Origin of the sequence: Kosakonia sp. MH5 (assembly GCF_009935945.1) — a bacterium.
Taxonomy (GTDB): Bacteria; Pseudomonadota; Gammaproteobacteria; order Enterobacterales; family Enterobacteriaceae; genus Kosakonia; species Kosakonia radicincitans.
On sequence record NZ_QODH01000004.1, the window covers coordinates 145,206 to 167,329 of the forward strand.

Genomic DNA, 22,124 nt, shown 5'->3' on the forward strand with positions numbered 1-22,124 from the left:
ATGATCTACATTTCCGCCATCGGCATGATTAATGCGCTGGGCCACACGTGTGATGACATTGCTGCCAACATGAGCCGTGGCGTTGCGCCGGGGATGATCCCCCGTAAAGGCTGGTTACAGGGCTATGAAGAAGTGATGCTCGGCGGTGTGGATGCCGCACTTCCGTCGATTCCTGAGGCGTGGCAGGCGCATCGCAGCCGCAACAACCAGCTTTTACTGGCCGCGCTGGAGCAGATCCAACCGACAGTAGATGAGGCGATTTCCCGCTATGGTCGCGATCGCGTGGCCGTCGTATTGGGCACCAGCACATCGGGTCTCGACGAAGGGGATAAACACGTTCATTACCTGCATAACGGCGAAGAGAGTCTGGCATGGCGCTACCCGCAGCAGGAACTTGGCGATCCTTCGCGCTTTTTAAGCCACTGGCTGGCGCTCAATGGCCCGGCATTTACCGTTTCCACCGCCTGTTCATCCAGCGCCAGAGCAATCATTAATGGTCAGCGCCTGATTAATGCGGGACTTGCTGATGTCGCCATCGTTGGCGGCGCGGATACACTCAGCCGGATGCCGGTCAATGGCTTTAACAGTCTTGAATCCTTCTCCCCGACATTATGCCAGCCGTTTGGCCGCGACCGTTGCGGCATCACCATTGGTGAAGCCGCTGCGCTGATGGTATTAACCCGCGAACCGCAGGCGCTGGCACTGCTTGGCTGCGGGGAGTCCAGTGACGCCTGGCATATTTCTGCGCCACATCCGCAAGGAGAAGGCGCGATCCGCGCAATAAATATGGCGCTAGCCCAGGCCAGCCTGACGCCAGACGACGTGGGTTATATCAATCTGCATGGCACTGCCACGATCCTTAACGATCAAATTGAATCGCAGGTTGTACATACGCGGTTTGGCAACCGTACACCTTGCAGTTCCACCAAACATCTAACCGGCCATACCCTTGGCGCGGCCGGTATCACCGAAGCGGCACTAAGCGCACTGATTCTGCTGCGCGATCTTCCATTGCCACCACAGAATTTCAGCCAGTCTCCGAGAGATACAACCTTACCGGAGTGCGGCCTGCTGAGCCAACCACAGCCACTTTCGCGCCCGGTGATTTTATCTAACTCCTTCGCCTTCGGCGGAAACAATGCCAGCATTTTGCTAGGGAGAGTGCCATGAGCCATTACCTTACCCCGGGTGCCTATTTACCTCACGACGCACCAATGATCCTGCTGGCTGAGGTTATTGCCGTCGAAGCTGATAGCGCCCACTGCCGCGTGGGCGTCGATAAGAATGGTGTTCTTGCGCCGTTTATTGATGCCGCAGGCAACTTGCCTGGCTGGTATGCGCTGGAACTGATGGCGCAAACTATTGGCGTCTGGTCGGGTTGGCATCGCCAGCAACGCGGTGCGGAAAACATTGCTCTCGGTATGGTACTGGGTGCCAGAGAGTTAACCTGTACGACGGGCTCATTTCCTGCGAATGCCGTGCTGGATATCCACGTCAGATTGCTGATGCAGGATGAACGTTTCGGCAGCTTCGACTGTACCATTCAGGCACAGGCCGCCACGCTGGCTTCGGGCCGGGTCAATACCTTCCAGCCGACAAAGGAAGAGTTAACGTCACTTTTTACTCAAGGGAAAACGGCATGAATCGTTCTGTATTGGTCACCGGCGCCAGCAAAGGCATCGGCCGCGCCATCGCCCAACAACTTGCCGCAGATGGCTTTACGATTGGCGTGCATTATCATCGCGATGAACAAGGTGCGCAGCAAACGCTGCACGCGATTGAACAGACTGGAGGAAGCGCGCGACTGCTCAGCTTCGATGTGGGCAACCGCGAGCAATGCCGTGACGTGCTGGAGAGCGAAATCGCCCGCTACGGCGCGTGGTACGGAGTGGTCAGCAATGCCGGAATCGCGCGCGATGCAGCCTTTCCGGCGCTGAGCGAAGAGGACTGGGATGCGGTTATCCATACCAATCTCGACAGTTTTTACAATGTAATTCAGCCCTGCATCATGCCGATGATTGGCGCCCGCAATGGCGGACGTATTATTACGCTTTCGTCGGTCTCCGGCGTGATGGGCAACCGTGGCCAGGTCAACTACAGTGCGGCAAAAGCAGGGATCATTGGCGCAACCAAGGCGCTGGCGATTGAACTGGCGAAACGCAAAATCACTGTCAACTGCATTGCGCCGGGCCTGATTGATACCGGGATGATCGACATGGAAGAGGCGGCGCTGAAAGAAGCGATGAGCATGATTCCCATGAAGCGTATGGGCCAGACGCAAGAAGTCGCCGGACTGGCCAGTTATTTAATGTCCGATATTGCGGGGTATGTCACCCGTCAGGTGATTTCCATTAATGGGGGGATGCTATGACGCGTCGCGTAGTCATTACCGGTATGGGCGGCGTCACCGCCTTTGGTCAGAGCTGGCAGGATGTCGCGAAGCGCTTACTGGCTTATGAGAATGCCGTACGAAAAATGCCGGAATGGCAGATTTACGATGGGCTGCATACCCTGCTGGGGGCGCCGATTGACGACTTCGTTCTGCCGGATCATTACACCCGCAAACGCATCCGTGCGATGGGCCGTGTATCCCTGCTCTCCACGCGCGCCAGCGAGCTGGCACTGGAGCAGGCCGGGTTAATCGACGACCCGGTGCTGACCAATGGCAGTACCGGTATTGCTTATGGCTCATCGACCGGTAGCACAGGCCCGGTGAGTGAGTTTGCGACAATGCTGACGGAAAAGCACACCAACAACATTACGGGCACCACCTATGTGCAAATGATGCCGCACACCACCGCCGTCAACACTGGTCTGTTCTTCGGCTTGCGCGGTCGGGTTATTCCCACGTCCAGCGCCTGCACTTCAGGCAGCCAGGCAATAGGTTACGCCTGGGAAGCCATTCGCCACGGTTATCAGGATGTGATGGTCGCAGGCGGTGCGGAAGAGCTATGTCCGTCGGAAGCCGCCGTGTTTGATACGCTATTTGCCACCAGCCAGCGCAATGATGAGCCGAAAACCACGCCGTCGCCTTTTGATACCCGCCGTGATGGCCTGGTGATTGGTGAAGGTGCAGGCACCCTGATTCTGGAGGAGCTGGAACATGCGAAGGCGCGCGGTGCCACCATCTATGGCGAAATCGTCGGCTTTGCCACCAACTGCGATGCCGCACACATCACCCAACCCCAGCGGGAAACCATGCAAATCTGCATGGAACAGGCACTCAAAATCGCCGGACTTAGCGCGCAGGATATTGGCTATATTTCCGCACACGGTACGGCTACCGATCGGGGTGATATCGCTGAAAGCCAGGCCACTGCGGCCATCTTCGGTAACACAGTGCCGATCTCCTCATTAAAAAGTTACTTCGGCCATACGCTGGGTGCCTGCGGTGCCCTGGAAGCCTGGATGAGCCTGCAAATGATGCGTGAAGGCTGGTTTGCGCCGACGTTAAACCTGAATACGCCAGATGAAAATTGCGGCGAACTGGATTATATCCGTGGGGAAGCAAGGCATATTGATTGTGAATTCCTGCAGAGCAATAACTTTGCGTTTGGCGGGATAAACACGTCAATCATCATCAAACGCTGGGCGTAACAATGTATCGTGTTGCGCTGGGTACGATCTCTGAACTGTGCGCGGGTACGATCCCGCCCGCGTTACAATTGCAAGCACCGACAGGCACTCGCCACAACAGCTGGCTTGCCGGGCGAATTTTGCTGAGCCGCGTGATCTCCCCGCTGCCGGAGATAATCTATGGCGAACAGGGAAAGCCGGGGTTTCCCGCCGATTTTCCCTTCTGGTTTAGCCTGAGCCACAGCGGTGATCACATTGCCCTGCTGGTTAGCGATGAAGGGGAAGTCGGCTGCGATATTGAAGTGATTCGTCCTCGCAGCAACTGGCGTAGCCTGGCGAATGCCGTTTTTAGCCAGGCGGAACACCGTGAAATCGAACAGGAGCATCCGGAACAACAACTGGATGCTTTCTGGCGCATCTGGACACGAAAGGAAGCCATCATCAAACAACGCGGTGGCAGCGCCTGGGATATTGTAAGCGTTGATAGCTGTCACCCCCGGAATCTGCATCTGAGCCATTATCAAGGTCAGGAACTGAGCTTTGCCGTCTGCACGACCACACCTTTTACGATCTCTGCCGACCAGATCGAGCGCGCCCAGGCAGAAAAATAACCAGCACACCGGCGACAATCAGCAGCACGCCAAGCCCGCCGCGCAGAGAGAAGGGTTCATGCCAGCCGGGCAACCAGATGGCGGCGGCCCACACCAGAATGTAACTCACGCTGAGCAGGGCATAAGCTTTGCTCAGCGGCAAACGGTGCAGCGCAAAATACCAGCACCCCATCGACGCCAGGTAGCCGCACAGCCCGACAATCAGCGCCAGCGTTCCTTTCTGCGGCTGAAGCAGCACTGATACAAACTCCCACGAAAGGCTCACCGGCGGCAGTGAAATCATCGCGTAACGCAGCAGCAACTGCGCGATGCTGACCAGCAGCACGCTTGCCAGCGCCCATACCATGCCTCTCATCGTGTACTCCCCAGCAGCACAATACCGGCAATGATCAACGCAACTCCCACCGCATGACGCACGGTAACTCGCTCATGCCAGATAAACCGCGCGGCCAGCGTAACCCAGACAAAATTGAGGCTCAGCATCGGATACGCCACGCCGACCGGAATACGCTGGAGCACCAGCAGCCACAGCGCCATACCGGCGCCCAGCGATGCCAGCGCCAGCCCCAGCCACAGACCGAGATGCCTGCCACGATGCCCCGGCGGCGCGGGGCGTGTCGCCTGTTTCTGGCACAATTGCCCTACGCAGCTCAACAGGCTGGCGAGGAGGAGCCAGATCCAGCTTGTCATTGTGGATAGTACTGAATAAAGACCATACGCCCCTGCACATAGACGTTATCAGGTTTCGGGATCGGCAAACGGGTGAAATCATCCGGTTTAGACTGGTGCAATACCAGCGATATCACGCCTTGCTGACGATGTTGTGCCAGCCAGTCAGTAAAACCATCCTCACTGACAAAGCGGCCCTGCCCGTCAGGATACGCCATCCCGTAGGTAAGCTCACCCTCAGTACCGAAGAGAATAATATCTTTGCGCTTCAGCTCCCACGCCAGACCAGCGGCAACCCCGACGTTATCGGCCAGCACATAGCGGCTGGGGGTCAGCGAGTCGTTGACGAAGTTAATTAAAAATTGCGGCTGTTTGGAATCCATCACTTTGTCCGGGATAACAATGCCCACCAGCAGTGCAATCCCCAGCGGACACAGCGCGGCGTACGACCAGCGCTCGTGACTGGCGCGCAACGTAAACAACCCGACCAGCAACCAGCAGAAAAAGGCAAATGCTGCCAGCGCCGCTTTATACACTTCGATCGGCATCCATACCGGGTGCTTCAAAAAGCCCCACGGCGACACCACCAGCGCGGCAACCGTACCGATCAAACCAAAAGCAATGTTGATCCAGGCGTTAATGCGCAGCGCCCGGCCATGCTCTTTGGCTACCGCCACCGCATAGCGCGCCATCAGGATCGCCAGTGGTCCGAAACACGGCAGAATATAGGTCGGCAATTTCCCCTTCGCGATGCTGAAGAAAATCAGCGGCATCACCACCCAACCCAGCAGATAGAAAGCTTCGCGCAGCCCCTCTTTACGCGCCAGCCAGCCCGTTTTCAGCGCGCCAGGTAACAGCGCGAGCCACGGCAGCGAACCGGCAACCAGAAACGGAATGTAATACCAGAACGGTGCTTTGTGCTGCGCGTCCTGCTGGGCAAAACGCTGGATATGCTCCACCCAGAAGAAGTAGCGCCAGAAATCCGGCTCGCGGGCAGCAATCGCCATCCCCCAGGGCAGCACAGTCACGACGCAACAGATCACCGCCAGCCAGCCCCAGAGCAGCACCTCTTTCCAGCGTTTCTGCACAATCACCCACGGCAGAACACCGATCACCGGCACCGCCAGCGCGAGGAACCCTTTGGTCATCACCCCCATGCCGCAGGCAACGCCCAGCAGTACATAACCGCCAAACTTACCGCGCAGCGTGGAAGCCTGCGACGCAAGCCAGAAGCTGAACATCGCCAGCGTCATCCACAGCGTGATCATCGGGTCGAGCACCGCATAAGTGCCAATGCCGTAAACCAAAAACGCCGTCAGGAATATCACACCGGAGAGCACCGCAATCCGTTTGTCGCGCCACATCTTCCACGCCAGCCCGCCGACCAGCAGCGCCGACAGTGCAATCGAAAAAATGGCACCGAAACGAACCGCGAAGTTATTGTGACCAAACAGCCACTGGCCAATATTGTTGATCCAGTAACCGGCAATTGGTTTTTCGAAATAGCGCAGGCCGAGGAAATGCGGCACTACCCAGTCGCCGCTGTGCAGCATCTCCCGGCTGATTTCCGCATAGCGGGTTTCATCAGGCTGCCAGAGCAAACGATATTCAATGGGAATGAGATAGTAGAGGGCAAATAGCGCGAACAGCGCCAGCGTAAAATAACGGGATTTCATGACCCTGAACTCAACAGTTGTTGGCAACCCAGCCAGCCTTCCCGGCCGACCACTTCTCCGCGCACGACTTTGCCCACCGGCAACGTGGCAACATCATCCGGCAATAGCTGGCTCAACGGGCAAAAGACGATTTGCTCGCGGGTCGCCATTGTCAGTAATTCATCAAATCCATCCGCGCCGATGATCCCTTCCACTTCAGCATGAATGGTATAAACCGGCGTCCCGTTATCACTGTGGATACAGTCGAGAATATAACGATTGTATTCAGCGGCGCTCACCGTGGTGCCGACCACTTCATCCCAGGTCGGCAAGGTCACCGGGATCTGCGGAGCAGCACAGGTGTTGGCCGTCAGTTGCGGGCGAAACGGCTGCGTACCGCGACAATCGCTGTTATAACGGAAGTCGAACGCAGACTTCGCTTTCACTATCCGCTGATCGGCGCGCCAGCCCGCGACGGCCGAACAGGTCACCGAACGACCAATAATCACTTCCAGCGCCAGCAGGCCGCGTTCGATCTCCGCCTCTAAACGCTTTTGATCCCATACGCCGCTCCAGCGCTGCCAGCCGTGGTGATCCCAGGCGTGCAGCCCGACTTCGTGGCCCTGCGCGGTCTGGCGAATAATCTCCGCATTCCCTTCGCCAATTAACCGTCCCGGCCAGGCCGTTCCGGCCAGCAGAATATCCCAGCCGTAGAGCGATGCCGCGCGCGAGCGCAGCATCTTCCACAGAAACTTCGGCTTAAGCAGGCGCCAGATATGGCGCCCCATGTTGTCCGGCCCGACGCTAAAGAAAAAGCTCGCCTGAATATGGTGCTTTTTTAACAGCTCCAGCAGGCGCGGTACGCCATCACGCGTGCCGCGAAAGGTATCGACATCAATGCGTAAGCCGACATATTTCATGCTTATTTCTCATCCGTCAGTTCGACAGTGCGCAGGAAGAAATCCAGCGTCTCGTCAATGGTCTGGCGCATATCGACGGTCGGTTCCCAGTGCAGGCAGCGTTTAGCGTTACGGATGCTCGGTTTGCGGTGCTCGACATCCTGGTAGCCTTTGCCGTAATAGCTGCTGCTTTCCACTTCGCGGAAACCGGCGAACGGCGGGAAACGATCGCGCAGCGGGTGTTTCTCAAAGCTCGCCAGCAGCATTTCGGCCAGCTCTTTGATGCTCGCTTCGTTATCCGGGTTACCGATGTTGATGATCTCGCCGTCGCAGCGACCATCTTTGTTTTCGATAATGCGGAACAGCGCTTCAATACCGTCGCTGATATCGGTGAAGCAACGTTTTTGTTTACCGCCTTCGATCAGTTTGATCGGCGAACCTTCCACCAGGTTGAGGATCAGCTGGGTGATAGCGCGGGAGCTACCGATGCGCGCGGCGTTCAGGTTATCCAGGCGCGGCCCCATCCAGTTAAACGGACGGAACAGGGTGAATTTCAGACCGTGCTTGTCGCCATATGCCCAGATCACGCGGTCGAGCAGTTGCTTCGATACCGAGTAAATCCAGCGCTGTTTGTTGATCGGGCCGACCACCAGGTTCGAATTGTCTTCGTCGAAATTCTTGTCGGTACACATGCCGTACACTTCCGACGTCGACGGGAAAATGATGCGTTTATTGTATTTCACGCAGTCACGGATGATTTTCAGGTTCTCTTCGAAATCCAGCTCGAACACGCGCAGCGGATTGCGGGTGTATTCGATCGGCGTGGCGATCGCCACCAGCGGCAGCACCACGTCGCATTTTTTGATGTGATACTCGATCCACTCGGAGTGAATGCTGATATCGCCTTCGACGAAGTGGAAACGCGGGCAATCGAGGAAACGGCTGATCGCATCCGATCCGATATCCAGGCCGTAGATCTCGTAATTATCATCACGCAGCAGACGCTCGGTCAGATGGTTGCCGATAAAGCCGTTCACGCCAAGGATCAACACGCGGGTACGGCGTTTAACCGCCACCACCGGTTTGCTGGTCAGCAATGCGCCAGCGACCAGCCCCAGCGACTGCGCCAGTTGCGCGCCCTGCATATAAACGCCGTTGTCGGCCTGGCCGGTCAAAATTTCCAGCGCGCCTTCACCACAGGCGACAACCAGCGGCGCAACAGACAACACGGTACCTGCGCGGGCCGGGCTGAGATCGGTACGTACGCGGGATTTCCAGACGATAAATTTATGAGTACCGGCAAAGCTGTAAGCGCCCGGCCACGGATCGGAAACAGCACGCACCAGGTTTTGCAGCGTCTGCGCCGGTTTTTCCCAGTCAAGACGGCCATCTTCCGGCGTGCGGCGACCAACATAGCTGGCTTTGCTTTCGTCCTGCGCGGTTTCGCTAAAGCGCTGCGCTTTGATGTCGGGCAGCACGCTGCTCAGCATCGCTTTTGCCGCCTCGGAGAGCTTACGGTGCAGCGAGAGGGCTTCATCATTTTCTTCAATCGCCACGCGCTGCTGCGCGATAATCGCGCCCGCATCGGCCCGCGCGACCATGCGATGCAGGGTAACGCCGGTTTCCGTTTCACCATTCACCAGCACCCAGTTCAGCGGTGCGCGACCACGGTAAGCCGGCAGCAGAGAGCCATGCAGGTTGAACGCGCCAAAACGCGCAGTGTTGAGGATGTTTTCGCACAGCAAGTTACGGTAGTAGAACGAGAAAATCACATCCGCGTTGAGGTCGCGAATACGGTCCACCCACAGCGGGTGGTTAACATCCTCCGGTGCGTAGACCGGAATGCCGCGCTCAGCGGCAATGCGTGCCACGGAGCCAAAAAAGTGGTTTTCGTTCGCGTTGTCAGGGTGAGTAAAAATCGCCGCAATCTCAAATCCGGCATCCAGTAACGCCTGTGTACCAACACATCCCATATCGTGGTAAGCAAAAACTACGGCTTTCATTGTTTTTTTTCCTCTTGCGAATCATCAGATTCTTGACGGACAACACGTTGAATAAAGTAGCGGGGACGAGCGCGCACATCGTTGTAGATACGGCCGATATACTCCCCAAGCAGCCCCATGCCGATAAACTGCGCGCCGATAAAGGTGAACAGGATGGCGAAGAGCATGAACACCCCTTCCCCCGCCCACTGCGGGCCAAACGCCAGACGCAGCACCACCAGCAGTACCGCCAGCGAGAAGCCCGCCAGGGCAATCACGCTGCCGAAGACGCTCAGCAAGCGCAGCGGCGTGGTGGTCAGGCAGGTCACCAGGTCGTACATCAGATTGATCAGTCGCATGAAGCTGTATTTCGAATCACCGAACTCACGTTCGGCGTGCTGCACCGGGATCTCAACCGCCCGGCGGGCAAAGGTGTTGGCGAGGATTGGGATAAAGGTACTGCGCTCGTGGCAATGCAACATGGCATCGACAATATGGCGGCGGTAAGCGCGCAGCATGCAGCCGTAATCGCCCATTGCTTTACCGGTGGTGCGCTGGATCAGGCGGTTGATGGTGCGTGACGCCATTTTGCGGAACAGGCTGTCCTGGCGGTGCTGGCGTACGGTGCCGACCACGTCATAACCTTCATTGGCTTTCGCCACCAGACGCGGGATCTCTTCCGGCGGGTTTTGCAGATCGGCATCCAGCGTGATGATCAGATCGCCGGTGACATGGCTGAAACCGGCCATAATTGCCGAGTGCTGGCCATAATTGCGGTTCAGTAACACAGCAACAACACGGCTGCCTGGCTCTTCAGCCGCGGCGGTTAACATCTGCGCGGAGTCGTCGCTGCTGCCGTCATCGACCAGCAGAATTTCGTAATCAATGCCCAGCAGGTTGCAGCTCGCCGTAGTGCGGCGAATCAGTTCCGGCAGGCTCTCTTGCTCGTTGTAAACCGGGATAACCACGGAAACTTTTTCGACAAGGGGTAAGGTAAACATATCAGCGCCCTGCAATGTTTTTGAGCGCATCAATGACGCGGGTTGAGTCGTCATGGGTCATATCCGGGAAAAGCGGCAGGGAACAGATACGTGCGCTGTTCCACTCCGTATTGGGTAAAACAATCGGGAAGCGTTCGCGGTAGTACTTCTGCGTATGTGCCGCGCGAAAATGCAGGCCAGTGCCAATGCCCTGCGCTTTCAGGGTTTCCATCAGTGCGTCGCGGGAAATACCGCAACGTTGTTCATCAACGCGAATAATAAACAGATGCCAGGCGTGCTGATGCGGCCATGACGGCAGCGCCAGCGGCTGGAACGGGGTATCAGCCAGTTCCTGCAAATAGCGTTGAGCAATCTCCTGGCGGCGGGCATTGGCCGCTGGCAACTTGCCAAGCTGCACCAGCGCAATGGCGGCGTTGATATCGGCCAGGTTGTATTTAAAGCCAGGGGAGATCACTTCCGCCTGCGGCGCGCGGCCGTGGGTCTGCCGATCGTAGGCATCCACGCCAAGCCCGTGGAATTTCAGGCTGCGAATACGGTTGGCCAGTTGTTCGTCATCCGTCACTACTAACCCGCCTTCAGCGGAGGTCATGTTTTTAATGGCGTGGAAGGAAAAAATCGCCGTACCGCGCGAACCCACATGCTGACCTTTGTAGTAAGTTCCGGCCGCGTGTGCCGCATCTTCAATCACCGGAATACCGTGCTTCTCGCCAATGGCGCGAATGGCATCAATATCAGCAGGCGCGCCTGCGTAATGGACGGGAATAATGGCTTTGGTTCGTGGAGTAATCGCCGCTTCAACCGCTTCAGGGGTGACCATCAGCGTATCGCGATCGACATCGATCATCACCGGCGTCGCGCCGAGCAGGACGATCATGTTGAGAGTGGAAACCCAGGTCATCGACGGGGTGATCACTTCATCACCCGCACCAATCCCCAGCGCCATCAGCGTGACGTGCATTCCGCCTGTCGCAGAACTCACCGCAATCGCATGACGGTTACCGGTCAGCGTGCAAAAAGCCTCTTCCAGCGCCTGATTTTTCGGACCTGTCGTGATCCAGCCGGAAGAGAGCACTTGCTGAATGGCTGCGAACTCTTCATCTCCCATTGACGGGCGCGAGAACGGTAAAAAATCACTCATCATTTTTCCTTGGCGTCAAAGACGCATAAACAGACCGCCACAAAGACACTTTGCGGCTAGTGAGTAAAATGGCGGATGAATGTTAAACCACAATATAATGACTGCATTTTTTTATGCATTAATCATCATTCACAGTTGGTCGATAGATGTTACCAAAGGAATATTAGGACAAGATTAAGAAAGCTGAGAAGTGACAAATTTAACAATTATAAAAAATATTTATTTTACAAAGCGTTAAATTGATGGAATAGAAAATTAAGCTGTGACAATTGTCAAAAAAATGAAACAATTAACGCCTCTGCGTTGTATACAAAGGCGTTTTCTTTGTTATTTAAACAGTACATCAACAAAAGCGGAAAAAATTAATATTGTTATGCAATTAATTATTTCTATCGTTACTGTTTAAATGTATTTTCTGAATAAGAAATCAGGATAAATTCTGCGGAAAATTAGCCGGTAATTCGCTGGCAGCGCAGTCAATCACGCTATCGTTATTCGCGCCGCAATCGCGCACAAACGTAATGGTGGCGAATTCGTCGATCACTTCGGTCGGATAAGCCGGGCCTGCCGCGCGGTAAGACTCCATCAGCGGAATGTGATCGTTCTGGAAGCAGACGGTTTTTTCCGGGTTGTTGATCACCCAGCGCGGGAAGAAGATAGTGCCGTGGAACAGGCGGTCGCCGAGGTTCACAATCAGGCTGACATCTGTGCCGGTCGGTTCAGTCCAGGAAATTTTATAAATACTTTCCCCCACGCGAACAATATACGCATGCTGGTTTTTCACCCAACGGTTCGCCACGATGCCGCTATGAATACGGTAATCAAGGGTTTCGCCGTTTTTCACGTAGATCTCGTAATTCCAGCCATTATCGTAGGTATAAACCAGATGTTTGCCGATAAAACCGCTCAAATCATGTTTATCAAAGGTGCTCATTTTTCATCTCCTCTGTTCGATAAGGTGATCCTACGCTCGTAAAAATCCAATGAATAACGCTATATTTGCATCACATTCATTCAATTTTTAGATGAGTTATGCACAAGACCACGCTGGAACAATGGACGCTGCTGCAAAAAGTGGTGGAACTGGGCAGCTTTGCCAAAGCCGCCGACGAAACGCACCGCAGCCAGTCATCCGTGAGCTACAACCTGGCGCTATTGCAGGAGAGGCTGGGCGTTGCCTTGCTGGTCCAGGAAGGGCGTCGCGCGGTGCTGACACCCGCGGGCGAACTGCTGCTCAACCAAGTGAAACCGCTGCTCAAAGCCTTCGACTGGGTCGAAACCCGCGCGGCAACGCTGCGTAACGGCATGCGCACCCGGCTGGATCTGGTAGTGGATAACATCTTTCCCCGCGCGCGCCTGTTCGCCATCCTGCGCCAGTTCCAGCAGCGCTATCCGCAAACCCAGGTGCGCTTGACCGAGGTGCTGGAAAACGCCTCTAACGAGCTGCCGGTGTATGCGCAGGCGGATGTGATGGTGCTGACTCGCCGCCAGGACACCACCGGGCGCGGCGAATGGCTGATGAATATCGATTTTGTCGCCGTCGCGCATCGCGATCACCCGCTGGGCGCGGCGCAACAGGTGAGCGAAGAGATGCTGGCCGAGTGGCCGTTAATCCGCATTGCCGAGAGCGATGCCCGGCAAAACCAGAGCGCGCAGGAGTCGTGGACTTTTTCCACCATCGATGCGGCGATAGAAGCGGTGCAGTACCAGGTCGGCTATGGCTGGCTGCCGGAAGAGCGCATTCAGCCCTTGCTGACAAACGGCGTGCTGAAAGTTCTGCCGCTCAGCCACGGCGCGCGACGCGCCACGCCGCTGCATCTGATCGTAAAAAAAGATCTCGCGCCGCTGGATGAACAAGTTGAGATGCTGTTACAGCTATTTAAGGCATAGCACCTGCACGCACATTATTCGCCACCGGGCGAAATCTGACCACAATCAGCGCGGTCTGCGCGCTCAACGCCGCCAGCCATCTTATGCGCCGCGCGCCGGGAGATAAATCCTTGTGATTCACATGGTTTTTGATCCAGGACAGGCCATAAGTATGATGAATAAATAAAATCGTCATACCTTCTCGCTACCGACTTTCGTCAGGGAATTCAACGTGTCCTTCTTTCGCCACGCCTCCGCGCTGCTGTTATGCGCCTCTTTTGCCGCCTGGGCGGCGCTACCCACATTGACCACCGCCTGGCCGGTGAATGTCGGCCCGCTCAACCCGCACCTTTATACGCCGAACCAGATGTTCGCCCAGAGCATGGTGTATGAACCGCTGGTCAAATATCAGGCTGACGGCAGCGTAAAACCCTGGCTGGCCACTCACTGGACGCACTCGGAGGATGGCAAAACCTGGGTGTTTACCCTGCGCGACGGCGTGCTGTTCTCCAACGGCGAGCCGTTTAACGCCCAGGCCGCCGCAGAGAACTTCCGCGCGGTACTGGAGAACCGCCAGCGCCATGCCTGGCTGGAGCTGGTAAACCAGATAACTGACGTCAAAGCCCTGAGCCCCAGCCAGTTACAAATCACCCTGAAAAGCGCCTACTATCCGTTTTTGCAAGAACTCTCCCTGCCCCGCCCGTTTCGCTTTATCGCCCCGTCGCAGTTTAAAAACCAGCAAACCATGAACGGCATTATCGCGCCGATCGGCACCGGACCGTGGGTGTTGCAGGAATCCCGGCTCAATCAATACGACGTCATGGTGCGTAACGAACGTTACTGGGGCGAAAAACCGGCCATCGGCAAAGTTGTTATCAAAGTGATCCCCGATGCCACCAGCCGCGCGGTGGCGTTCGAAACCGGTGACATCGACCTGCTTTACGGCAACGAAGGGCTGCTGACACTGGATACCTTTGCCCGCTTCAGCCATAACCCGGCCTGGCGCACGCAGCTTTCTGCACCGGTAGAAACGGTGATGCTGGCACTTAACTCCACGCGTGCGCCCACCAGCGAGCAGGCGGTACGTGAAGCGCTGAACTACGCGGTGGATAAAAAAACGCTGATTGATGGCGCGCTCTACGGCACGCAGCAGGTTGCCGATACGCTATTTGCGCCAACGGTGCCTTACGCCAGTGTTGGGCTACAACCCCGCAGCTACTCGCCGAATCGGGCGCGGGCATTGCTGGAAAACGCTGGCTGGACGCTGCCCGCCGGGAAAACCATCCGTGAAAAAGCCGGTCAGCCGCTGCATATCGAACTGGCGTTTATCGGCACCGACGCGCTGAGCAAATCGATGGCGGAGATAATCCAGGCCAACCTGCGCCAGGTGGGCGTCGAGGTGGCGCTGGTGGGGGAAGAGGAGAGCAGTATTTACGCCCGTCAGCGCGATGGCCGTTTCGGTATGATTTTCAACCGAAGCTGGGGCGCGCCGTACGATCCGCACGCCTTTATGAGTTCCATGCGTGTACCGTCCCATGCTGATTACCAAGCGCAACGCGGCCTGGCGGATAAAGCAATCATCGATCGCGAGATCGGCGAAGTGCTGACCACCCGCGATGAGCACGCTCGTCAGGCGTTGTACCGCGATATTCTCACTCGTCTGCACAACGACGCGGTTTATCTGCCGATCAGCTATGTATCAACGATGGTGGTAGCAAAACCAGAACTGGGTGTGATTCCGTTCGCGCCGATTGCTTCTGAGATCCCCTTCGATCAGATTGCACCGGAGGCGGCGCAATGAGCCGCTATTTACTCCGTCGTCTGCTTATCCTGATCCCGATGATCCTCGCCGCATCAGTGGTAATTTTCCTGCTGCTGCGCCTCGGCACGGGCGATCCGGCAATGGACTATTTACGCCTTTCCAGCCTGCCGCCAACGCCGGAGATGATTGCTGCCACGCGAGCGCAGCTTGGCCTCGACCAACCGCTGGCCGCGCAATATCTCCACTGGCTGTGGCGCGCGCTGCACCTCGACTTCGGTATCTCCTACGCCACCCAGCGCCCGGTGCTGGATGACGTGCTGCACTTTCTGCCCGCCACATTACTACTGGCGGGTGCAGCGCTGGCGCTGATTTTGCTCATCTCGGTGCCGCTTGGAATCTGGGCTGCTCGCCACCGCGACGGTCTGCCGGACTTTATCGTGCGCGCAATTGCCTTTCTCGGCGTGTCGATGCCCAACTTCTGGCTCGCTTTTTTACTGGTGATGTTCTTCTCGGTACACCTGCAATGGCTACCTGCGCTGGGTTACGGCGGCTGGCAGCACCTGATTTTGCCTGCGGTGTCGATTGCGCTGATGTCGCTTTCGATCAACGCCCGTCTGCTGCGCGCCAGCATGCTGGAAGCGGCGGGCCAGCGCCATGTCACCTGGGCGCGGCTGCGTGGCTTAAACGAAAAGCAGACCGAGCGCGGGCATATCTTGCGTAACGCCGGTTTGCCGGTGATCACCGCGCTGGGCATGCATATTGGCGAGCTGATTGGCGGCACGATGATCATCGAAAACATCTTCGCCTGGCCCGGTATTGGCCGCTATGCGGTGTCGGCGATTTTTAACCGCGACTACCCGGTGATCCAGTGCTTTACGCTGGTGATGGTGGTGGTGTTTGTTCTGTGCAACCTGGTGGTGGATCTGCTGAGCGCAGCGCTGGATCCCCGCATTCGCCATCATGAAGGAGCGCACTGATGCACTTTTTTCTTACCGCGCGCTGGCCGGTACGTGGAGCGATGCTGATCCTGCTCCTGCTGCTGGTGATTGCGCTGACCTGTCAGTGGTGGGTGCCGTTCGATCCGCAGGCGGTTGATCTGCCTTCGCGCCTGCTGCCGCCCGACAGCCAGCACTGGCTCGGCACTGACCACCTCGGGCGCGATATTTTCTCCCGGCTGCTGGCCGCCACTCGCGTATCGCTCGGCGCGGTGATGATTTGCCTGCTGCTGGTGCTGGCGTTGGGGCTTGCGGCGGGCGGCTGTGCCGGATTGCTGGGCGGGCGCGTCGATCAGGCGATTATGCGCGTGGCGGATATTTTCATGACCTTTCCCACATCGATCCTGTCGTTTTTTATGGTCGGCGTGCTCGGCACCGGGCTGACCAATGTGATTATCGCCATCGCCCTTTCCCACTGGGCATGGTACGCGCGCATGGTACGCAGCCTGGCGATCTCCCTGCGCAGCCGGGAGTATGTACTGGCGGCGCGCTTAAGCGGTGCAGGCTACCTGCCGCTGTTTCGCGACCATCTTGCGGGCGCGGTAGTCCCCTCGTTACTGGTGCTGGCGACGCTGGATATCGGTCATATGATGCTGCATGTGGCAGGCATGTCATTTCTTGGGCTTGGCGTGACCGCGCCCACGCCGGAATGGGGCGTGATGATCAACGATGCGCGGCAGTTTATCTGGACGCAGCCCCTGCAAATGCTGTGGCCGGGGCTGGCGCTGTTTATCAGCGTGATGGCGTTTAACCTGCTGGGCGACGCCCTGCGCGACCACCTCGATCCTCATCTGGTTACGGAGCACGCACACTGATGCCTGGACAACTGTCTCTGGAGAGTCTCACCCTGCATGCCGAAAGGCCGCTGGTACAGGAGGTTTCGCTGACGCTGCAACGCGGGCGCGTACTGGCGCTGGTTGGCGGCAGCGGCAGCGGTAAATCACTGACCTGCGCGGCAGCGCTCGGCGTGTTACCTGCCGGTGTGCGGCAGGTAAGCGGCCAGTTGCGGCTGGATGCACAGCCCGTCATCCCGCAGGCCTTGCGTGGCATCACCGTCGCCACGGTGATGCAAAACCCGCGCAGCGCCTTTAACCCACTACGCACGATGGCCGCGCATGCGCGGGAAACTTGCCATGCGCTTGGCAAACCCGCCGATGACGCGACATTCATTGCCGCGCTACGCAGCGTCGGGCTTGAATCACCGCAGCGCGTGCTGGCCTGTTATCCCTTTGAGATGAGCGGCGGCATGTTACAACGCATGATGATTGCCATGGCGCTGCTCAGCGATGCGCCGTTTATCATCGCCGACGAACCCACCACCGATCTTGACGCCGTAGCGCAGGCGCACATCCTCGATCTGCTTGATGAAATCGTACAACAGCGCCAGCCCGGTATGCTGCTGGTGACGCACGATATGGGCGTGGTTGCCCGTCTGGCCGATGACGTAGCGGTGATGGATAACGGGCGAATTATCGAACACGGCCCGGTGACAGCGCTGTTTACGGCGCCGCAGCATCCTGTCACCCGGCAGTTAGTGGCGGCGCATCTGGCGCTGTATGGCATGGAGCTGACGCAATGAATATTCTTGAGGTTAATGGGTTATCCCATCGCTACCAGCAACAGCCAGTGTTGCAACAGCTCTCCCTGCAACTTAAGCGCGGCGAAACCGTGGCGCTGCTCGGGCGCAGCGGTTGCGGTAAAAGTACGCTGGCACGGCTGCTGGTCGGGCTGGAAGCGCCGCACGCAGGCGAAATTTTCTGGCAGGGCGCGCCGCTTTCCCGGCTGAATGCCCGTACACGTAAAGCGTTTCGCCGCGATATTCAGATGGTGTTTCAGGATCCGCTCAGCGCGGTGAATCCGCGTCAGACGGTACGCGAGATCCTGCGCGAGCCGCTGCGCCATTTGCTGGCGCTTAACAGAGCGGAGCAGCAGGCGCGTATCGCGCAGTTACTGCAAGATGTCGAGCTGGACGAAGCGTTGCAGCATAAGCGCCCGCCGCAGCTTAGCGGCGGCCAGCTTCAGCGCGTCTGCCTCGCGCGGGCGCTGGCGGTAGAGCCGGGGTTATTGATCCTCGACGAAGCGGTCTCCAGCCTTGATGGCGTGCTGCAAGCCGGGATGATTAATCTGCTGAAGCGCCTGCAACAGCGTACTGGCCAGGCGTGCCTGTTTATCACCCACGACCTGCGGCTGGTTGAGCGTTTTTGCCAGCGGGTGATGGTGATGGAAAACGGCAGTATTGTTGAAACCGTGGAGGTCGCCGCGCCGCTGCGCTTTACCTCCACCGCAGGCCAGGCATTACAACAGGCGGTGCTACCCGCCTTCCCTTCACCACGACAAAGAAGAGCGCCATGCAACGCGTAACCATTACCCTTGACGATGATCTGCTGGAAACGCTGGATAACCTGAGCGAGCAGCGCGGCTACAACAACCGCTCGGAGGCGCTGCGCGATATTCTGCGCAGCGCGCTGACGCAGGAATCGACACAGAACAGCGAGCAGCAGGGCTATGCCGTACTCTCCTACGTTTACGAGCATGAAAAGCGCGATCTGGCGAGCCGCCTTGTCGCCACACAGCATCACCATCACGAGCTTTCTGTCGCCACGTTGCATGTGCATATCAGTCACGACGACTGTCTGGAGATCGCCGTGCTGAAAGGCAAAATGGGCGATATGCAGCATTTCGCCGACGATGTGATTGCCCAGCGCGGCGTGCGCCACGGCCATTTGCAGTGCCTGACAGAAGAATAATTACACGGCGTAGCGCGGAGTGAAAAACTGCTCCGTCTGGCGCAGCGCGCGCTCAATACGTGCCGGATCGAGGGAAAACGGCAGGTGATCGGCCGCCGCCTTCGGGAAACTGATACTGCGCGCCACCGCCTGAATCACCGCCAGGCGGATCTCCTTTAACGGCGCCAGCGTCAGCGGCGCATCGTACTGGCGCAGCAGCGCCAGCAGTGTGGCATCCGGCGTGTCGCTGTCATTCTCCAGAAACGACTGTACCAGCAGGCTGTAGCCAACGCGTTCGCCGTGCAGCCAGTCGCGCAGCGCCGGTTCATAGGTCAGACGGTTATGAATCGCGTGCGCCACGCCGGGCGTGGGGATTTCACCACGAATACTGTTGGCCATACCGGCAACGGCAATATTGGCGTCAATAACGCTGATAAGCGCATCGCTGACCCGCTGCGCCTGATTATCCCGCAACGCCTGCTGACCGTGTTTTTCATAAATATCCACCGCCAACCGCGCAGTCTGTACTTTTAATTGCAGCGATAAGTTATCCGGCGCGTGTTGTAAATAGGGGCGGAATTCATACCATTTCGCTAGCGCATCAACGATGCCCGCTTTTAAATAACGCACATCGCTTTGCGCAATAATTTCACTGTCTACCAGCACCAGCCGCGGCAATGTTTTTAATGGCTGGCTGCGTATCTGCCCACCCTCTTCGGTGTAAAACACCGACAGCGGCGACCAGGCCGCGCAGGTTGATGCCACAGTCGGAATGGTGATCGATGCGCCGCCGTCAAGGGCATCCGCCACCGCTTTGGCGGTATCCAGCACGCGCCCGCCGCCAACGCCAACGATATACTGCACGCCCAGTTTGTGCGCCCGTTTAACGTAGTGCGCCACGCGTTCATCGGTACAGTAACCGGTCATGATCTCCGTCTGCCATGCGATGCCGCTGTTGCGCAAACTGTTTTCCAGCGCCGGATTCACCCGCGCCCAGGCCTGCGCGCTGGTAATAATTAAAATATTTTGCGTCAGCGGCGCAATATATTCCCCTGCATCATGACGAATACCTGCGTGATGAAACCAGGTGTGCGGCGTTTTTATTGCAAGCATGAGATTGTCCATATTGAGAGGGATTAACAGCCGTTATTCCCTCATGCTACAAAAATAAAAATAAAAAACAATCTTTGCCATTTCCTGTATTTTCATATCGATAGAACAATATTAGCTATAGCGACAAATACCTTGCCGCCGATATATTCATCCGTGAAGATGCTGAGCAGAAAATAAATTTAACCATGCTTCTTTTTCATTTTTCACCGACAGGTAACAGCGTCTATGTCATCGCATCCCATCGATTTTCTGATTATCGGCAATAACTTCGCCACGCCGGAAATGCGCTCCATCTGGTCGGAGGAAAACCGTCTTCGCCAGCAGGCCGCCGTGGAAGTGGCGCTGGCCCGCGCTCAGGGCGAACTGGGCGTTATTCCCGCGCAGGCGGCGCAGGAGATCGCCGAGCGTGCGCAACCGCAGGCGCTGCAACTGAGCGATATCGCCACGCTGGCCGCGCAAATGAAACACTCGTTTATGCCGACCCTGACGGCGCTGCAACAGCAGATTGGTCCGGCGGGCGAGTATCTGCACTACGGCGCGACGACGCAGGATATTGTCGATACCGGCACGATCCTGCAACTGCGCGATGCGCTGACCATTATCCGCCGCGATACGGTGGGGGTGGCACGCGCGCTGCGTCAGCTTGCTGAACGGCATCAGCGCACGCTGATGGTCGGCCGCACCCACGGCATGCAGGCATTGCCCACCACGTTCGGTTTTAAGGTCGCCGTCTGGCTGGATGAATTTCTGCGTCACCTGACGCGCATTGATGAAATCAGCCCGCGCGTGCTGACCGGCAATATCAACGGCGCGATCGGCACCAATGCAGCGCTGGGCGATAAAGGGCCGGAAGTGGAACGCCGCGCACTGGCGCTACTGGGGCTGGCAAGCCCGAATATCGGCTGGCAATCGGCGCGCGATCGCCTGAGTGAATTCGCCTCGCTGGCGGTACTGATCAGCGGCTCGCTCGGCAAAATTGGCAATGAACTCTATAACCTGATGCGCACCGAAATCGGCGAAGTTGAAGAGCCGTTCAGCGCCGGGAAAATCGGCTCCACCACCATGCCGCATAAACGCAACCCGGCCGCGATTGAAGGGCTGGCAAGCCTGACCGCGCCGGTGCGCCACAGCGCCGGGTTGATTTTTGAATCGATGCACGTTGAGCACGAACGCGACGCCATGAGCTGGCGGGCCGAGTGGCTGGCGCTGCCGGAAATCTGCCTCTACCTTTCGGCGCAACTGCAAAATGCGCAGGGCATTCTCAGCGGCCTGACGGTCAACGAAGCGAAAATGCGTACTAACCTGGATATTCAGGCCGGGCTGCTGCTCTCTGAACGCGTGATGTTTGAAGCGGGCAAAACCCTCGGCAAACAGACAGCACATCACCTGGTTTACACCTGCGCGATGGCCGCTTTTGAGACTGGTCGTGATTTTAAAAGCATGCTGGCGGAGCAGCCGGAAATCGCAGCGGCGATCAGCGGAGCCGATCTTGATGCGTGGCTTGATCCGGCGCGTTACCTTGGCAGCGCGGTGGAAAAAGTGAATGACGTCCTGCGCGCCGCCGATCGCTCCGCATTACTGGAGCCGCAATGAGCGAACACTACCGCCAGCTTACCGCTGCCGACAGCGAGATCTACCTGGCGTTGATGCTGGAAGCCTACGCGCAGGTGAAAGAGCTGGGGATCCATTTTGATGCTGCCACCACCAGCAAGGCGCAGGTGACGCAACACCTGCAACAGCACGGCGTCTGGGGGCTGTTTGTCGATGACGATCTGGCCGCCTCGATCACCCTGCGCTACCCGTGGGGGCCGCTGCCGGGGCCATTTGGTCTGCCGCATATCGGCTGGTTTGGCGCGCATCCACGCTATCGCGGCGAGCAGCGCGGGCGGCAAATCTACGACTGGGTGGAAACGCATATTCTGCGCGAGCAGCTTCGCGCCCCGGCGGTATCACTGGGCACCGCCATCAGCCATCCGTGGCTGATCCCGTTTTATCAGCAGTATGGTTTTGAGCCTTCCCATGAAGCGGATCTGGGCAAAGGCCATATCACATTGTTTATGAAGAAAATCCTTGATAGCGCCGCCCACAGCGCGTGGCTGGCGCGTCAATCTCCCTGATGAGTAACCCT

24 protein-coding genes are annotated in these 22,124 nt (G+C 57.4%); 14 read left to right on the plus strand and 10 right to left on the minus strand.

All coding sequences use genetic code 11. The features are described 5' to 3' along the window. The 5 genes from DK872_RS12965 to acpT are packed head-to-tail and all read left to right on the plus strand — an operon-like array spanning window position 1 to window position 4,187. Window positions 1–1,170 (plus strand): beta-ketoacyl-[acyl-carrier-protein] synthase family protein, encoded by a 1,170-nt coding sequence (locus DK872_RS12965; RefSeq protein ID WP_071921644.1) that lies wholly within the window; start codon window positions 1–3, stop codon window positions 1,168–1,170. After that, window positions 1,167–1,643, plus strand: a complete 477-nt coding sequence (locus DK872_RS12970; protein ID WP_161518419.1) for a 3-hydroxy-fatty acyl-ACP dehydratase — start codon at window positions 1,167–1,169, stop codon at window positions 1,641–1,643. Before DK872_RS12965 ends, DK872_RS12970 begins: the two co-directional genes overlap by 4 nt. After that, the gene (locus DK872_RS12975; protein WP_161518420.1) at window positions 1,640–2,371 is read left to right on the plus strand and encodes a 3-ketoacyl-ACP reductase FabG2; all 732 of its coding nucleotides are present in this window, start codon (window positions 1,640–1,642) and stop codon (window positions 2,369–2,371) included. The genes DK872_RS12970 and DK872_RS12975 overlap by 4 nt, the downstream gene beginning before the upstream one ends. Beyond that, window positions 2,368–3,597 (plus strand): beta-ketoacyl-ACP synthase, encoded by a 1,230-nt coding sequence (locus DK872_RS12980; protein ID WP_007369662.1) that lies wholly within the window; start codon window positions 2,368–2,370, stop codon window positions 3,595–3,597. The genes DK872_RS12975 and DK872_RS12980 overlap by 4 nt, the downstream gene beginning before the upstream one ends. Window positions 3,598–3,599: 2 nt before the next feature. After that, window positions 3,600–4,187, plus strand: a complete 588-nt coding sequence (gene acpT / locus DK872_RS12985; RefSeq protein WP_071921647.1) for a 4'-phosphopantetheinyl transferase AcpT — start codon at window positions 3,600–3,602, stop codon at window positions 4,185–4,187. On the opposite strand, the gene arnF is transcribed toward acpT, so the two are convergent. The 8 genes from arnF to DK872_RS13025 form a co-directional block, all read right to left on the minus strand. Further along, window positions 4,141–4,542, minus strand: a complete 402-nt coding sequence (gene arnF / locus DK872_RS12990) for a 4-amino-4-deoxy-L-arabinose-phosphoundecaprenol flippase subunit ArnF (RefSeq protein WP_071921648.1) — start codon at window positions 4,540–4,542, stop codon at window positions 4,141–4,143. The two genes, acpT and arnF, sit on opposite strands and share 47 nt — an antisense overlap. Continuing rightward, window positions 4,539–4,877, minus strand: coding sequence for a 4-amino-4-deoxy-L-arabinose-phosphoundecaprenol flippase subunit ArnE (arnE, locus tag DK872_RS12995; RefSeq protein ID WP_035886685.1), 339 nt, complete (start codon window positions 4,875–4,877; stop codon window positions 4,539–4,541). Before arnE ends, arnF begins: the two co-directional genes overlap by 4 nt. Next, window positions 4,874–6,532, minus strand: coding sequence for a lipid IV(A) 4-amino-4-deoxy-L-arabinosyltransferase (gene arnT / locus DK872_RS13000; RefSeq protein WP_161518421.1), 1,659 nt, complete (start codon window positions 6,530–6,532; stop codon window positions 4,874–4,876). Before arnT ends, arnE begins: the two co-directional genes overlap by 4 nt. Next, window positions 6,529–7,431, minus strand: a complete 903-nt coding sequence (gene arnD / locus DK872_RS13005; protein WP_007369657.1) for a 4-deoxy-4-formamido-L-arabinose-phosphoundecaprenol deformylase — start codon at window positions 7,429–7,431, stop codon at window positions 6,529–6,531. The genes arnT and arnD overlap by 4 nt, the downstream gene beginning before the upstream one ends. Before the next feature lie 2 nt (window positions 7,432–7,433). Next, the gene (gene arnA, locus DK872_RS13010) at window positions 7,434–9,413 is read right to left on the minus strand and encodes a bifunctional UDP-4-amino-4-deoxy-L-arabinose formyltransferase/UDP-glucuronic acid oxidase ArnA (protein WP_161518422.1); all 1,980 of its coding nucleotides are present in this window, start codon (window positions 9,411–9,413) and stop codon (window positions 7,434–7,436) included. Then, window positions 9,410–10,393 (minus strand): undecaprenyl-phosphate 4-deoxy-4-formamido-L-arabinose transferase, encoded by a 984-nt coding sequence (gene arnC, locus DK872_RS13015; RefSeq protein WP_035886690.1) that lies wholly within the window; start codon window positions 10,391–10,393, stop codon window positions 9,410–9,412. Before arnC ends, arnA begins: the two co-directional genes overlap by 4 nt. Window position 10,394: 1 nt before the next feature. Continuing rightward, window positions 10,395–11,531 carry a UDP-4-amino-4-deoxy-L-arabinose aminotransferase gene (gene arnB, locus DK872_RS13020; RefSeq protein ID WP_007369654.1) on the minus strand — a complete coding sequence of 379 codons (1,137 nt, stop codon included), beginning with the start codon at window positions 11,529–11,531 and terminating at the stop codon, window positions 10,395–10,397. A gap of 427 nt (window positions 11,532–11,958) precedes the next feature. After that, window positions 11,959–12,465, minus strand: a complete 507-nt coding sequence (locus tag DK872_RS13025; RefSeq protein WP_007369652.1) for a phenolic acid decarboxylase — start codon at window positions 12,463–12,465, stop codon at window positions 11,959–11,961. A gap of 98 nt (window positions 12,466–12,563) precedes the next feature. On the opposite strand from DK872_RS13025, the gene DK872_RS13030 reads away from it, so the two are divergent. Continuing rightward, on the plus strand, window positions 12,564–13,421 hold the full coding sequence (locus DK872_RS13030) for a LysR family transcriptional regulator (protein WP_007369651.1): 858 nt from the start codon (window positions 12,564–12,566) through the stop codon (window positions 13,419–13,421). Here DK872_RS13030 and DK872_RS13035 read toward each other — a convergent pair. Then, the gene (locus DK872_RS13035) at window positions 13,411–13,596 is read right to left on the minus strand and encodes a hypothetical protein (protein WP_007369650.1); all 186 of its coding nucleotides are present in this window, start codon (window positions 13,594–13,596) and stop codon (window positions 13,411–13,413) included. The two genes, DK872_RS13030 and DK872_RS13035, sit on opposite strands and share 11 nt — an antisense overlap. Before the next feature lie 36 nt (window positions 13,597–13,632). Between DK872_RS13035 and nikA the strand changes: the two genes are divergently transcribed. The 6 genes from nikA to nikR are packed head-to-tail and all read left to right on the plus strand — an operon-like array spanning window position 13,633 to window position 18,904. Then, complete coding sequence (gene nikA, locus DK872_RS13040; RefSeq protein WP_071921652.1) at window positions 13,633–15,201, plus strand: nickel ABC transporter substrate-binding protein; 1,569 nt, start codon at window positions 13,633–13,635, stop codon at window positions 15,199–15,201. Further along, on the plus strand, window positions 15,198–16,139 hold the full coding sequence (nikB, locus tag DK872_RS13045) for a nickel ABC transporter permease subunit NikB (RefSeq protein ID WP_007369648.1): 942 nt from the start codon (window positions 15,198–15,200) through the stop codon (window positions 16,137–16,139). The genes nikA and nikB overlap by 4 nt, the downstream gene beginning before the upstream one ends. Further along, on the plus strand, window positions 16,139–16,972 hold the full coding sequence (gene nikC, locus DK872_RS13050) for a nickel ABC transporter permease subunit NikC (protein ID WP_007369647.1): 834 nt from the start codon (window positions 16,139–16,141) through the stop codon (window positions 16,970–16,972). Before nikB ends, nikC begins: the two co-directional genes overlap by 1 nt. Further along, complete coding sequence (gene nikD, locus DK872_RS13055) at window positions 16,972–17,736, plus strand: nickel import ATP-binding protein NikD (protein ID WP_035886694.1); 765 nt, start codon at window positions 16,972–16,974, stop codon at window positions 17,734–17,736. Before nikC ends, nikD begins: the two co-directional genes overlap by 1 nt. Then, on the plus strand, window positions 17,733–18,518 hold the full coding sequence (nikE, locus tag DK872_RS13060; protein ID WP_007369645.1) for a nickel import ATP-binding protein NikE: 786 nt from the start codon (window positions 17,733–17,735) through the stop codon (window positions 18,516–18,518). Before nikD ends, nikE begins: the two co-directional genes overlap by 4 nt. Beyond that, a complete protein-coding gene (gene nikR / locus DK872_RS13065; protein ID WP_161518423.1) occupies window positions 18,506–18,904 on the plus strand; it encodes a nickel-responsive transcriptional regulator NikR in 399 nt (132 codons plus the stop codon). Before nikE ends, nikR begins: the two co-directional genes overlap by 13 nt. On the opposite strand, the gene DK872_RS13070 is transcribed toward nikR, so the two are convergent. Further along, entirely contained in the window at window positions 18,905–19,996 is a 1,092-nt protein-coding gene (locus DK872_RS13070) for an iron-containing alcohol dehydrogenase family protein (protein WP_071921906.1), read from the minus strand. 225 nt (window positions 19,997–20,221) lie between these two features. Here DK872_RS13070 and purB point away from each other — a divergent pair, with 225 nt between their 5' ends. Then, window positions 20,222–21,589: an adenylosuccinate lyase gene (purB, locus tag DK872_RS13075; RefSeq protein ID WP_090398014.1), complete on the plus strand. Its 1,368-nt coding sequence runs from the start codon at window positions 20,222–20,224 to the stop codon at window positions 21,587–21,589. Then, window positions 21,586–22,113: a GNAT family N-acetyltransferase gene (locus DK872_RS13080; protein WP_161518424.1), complete on the plus strand. Its 528-nt coding sequence runs from the start codon at window positions 21,586–21,588 to the stop codon at window positions 22,111–22,113. Before purB ends, DK872_RS13080 begins: the two co-directional genes overlap by 4 nt. Window positions 22,114–22,124 lie beyond the last annotated feature (11 nt).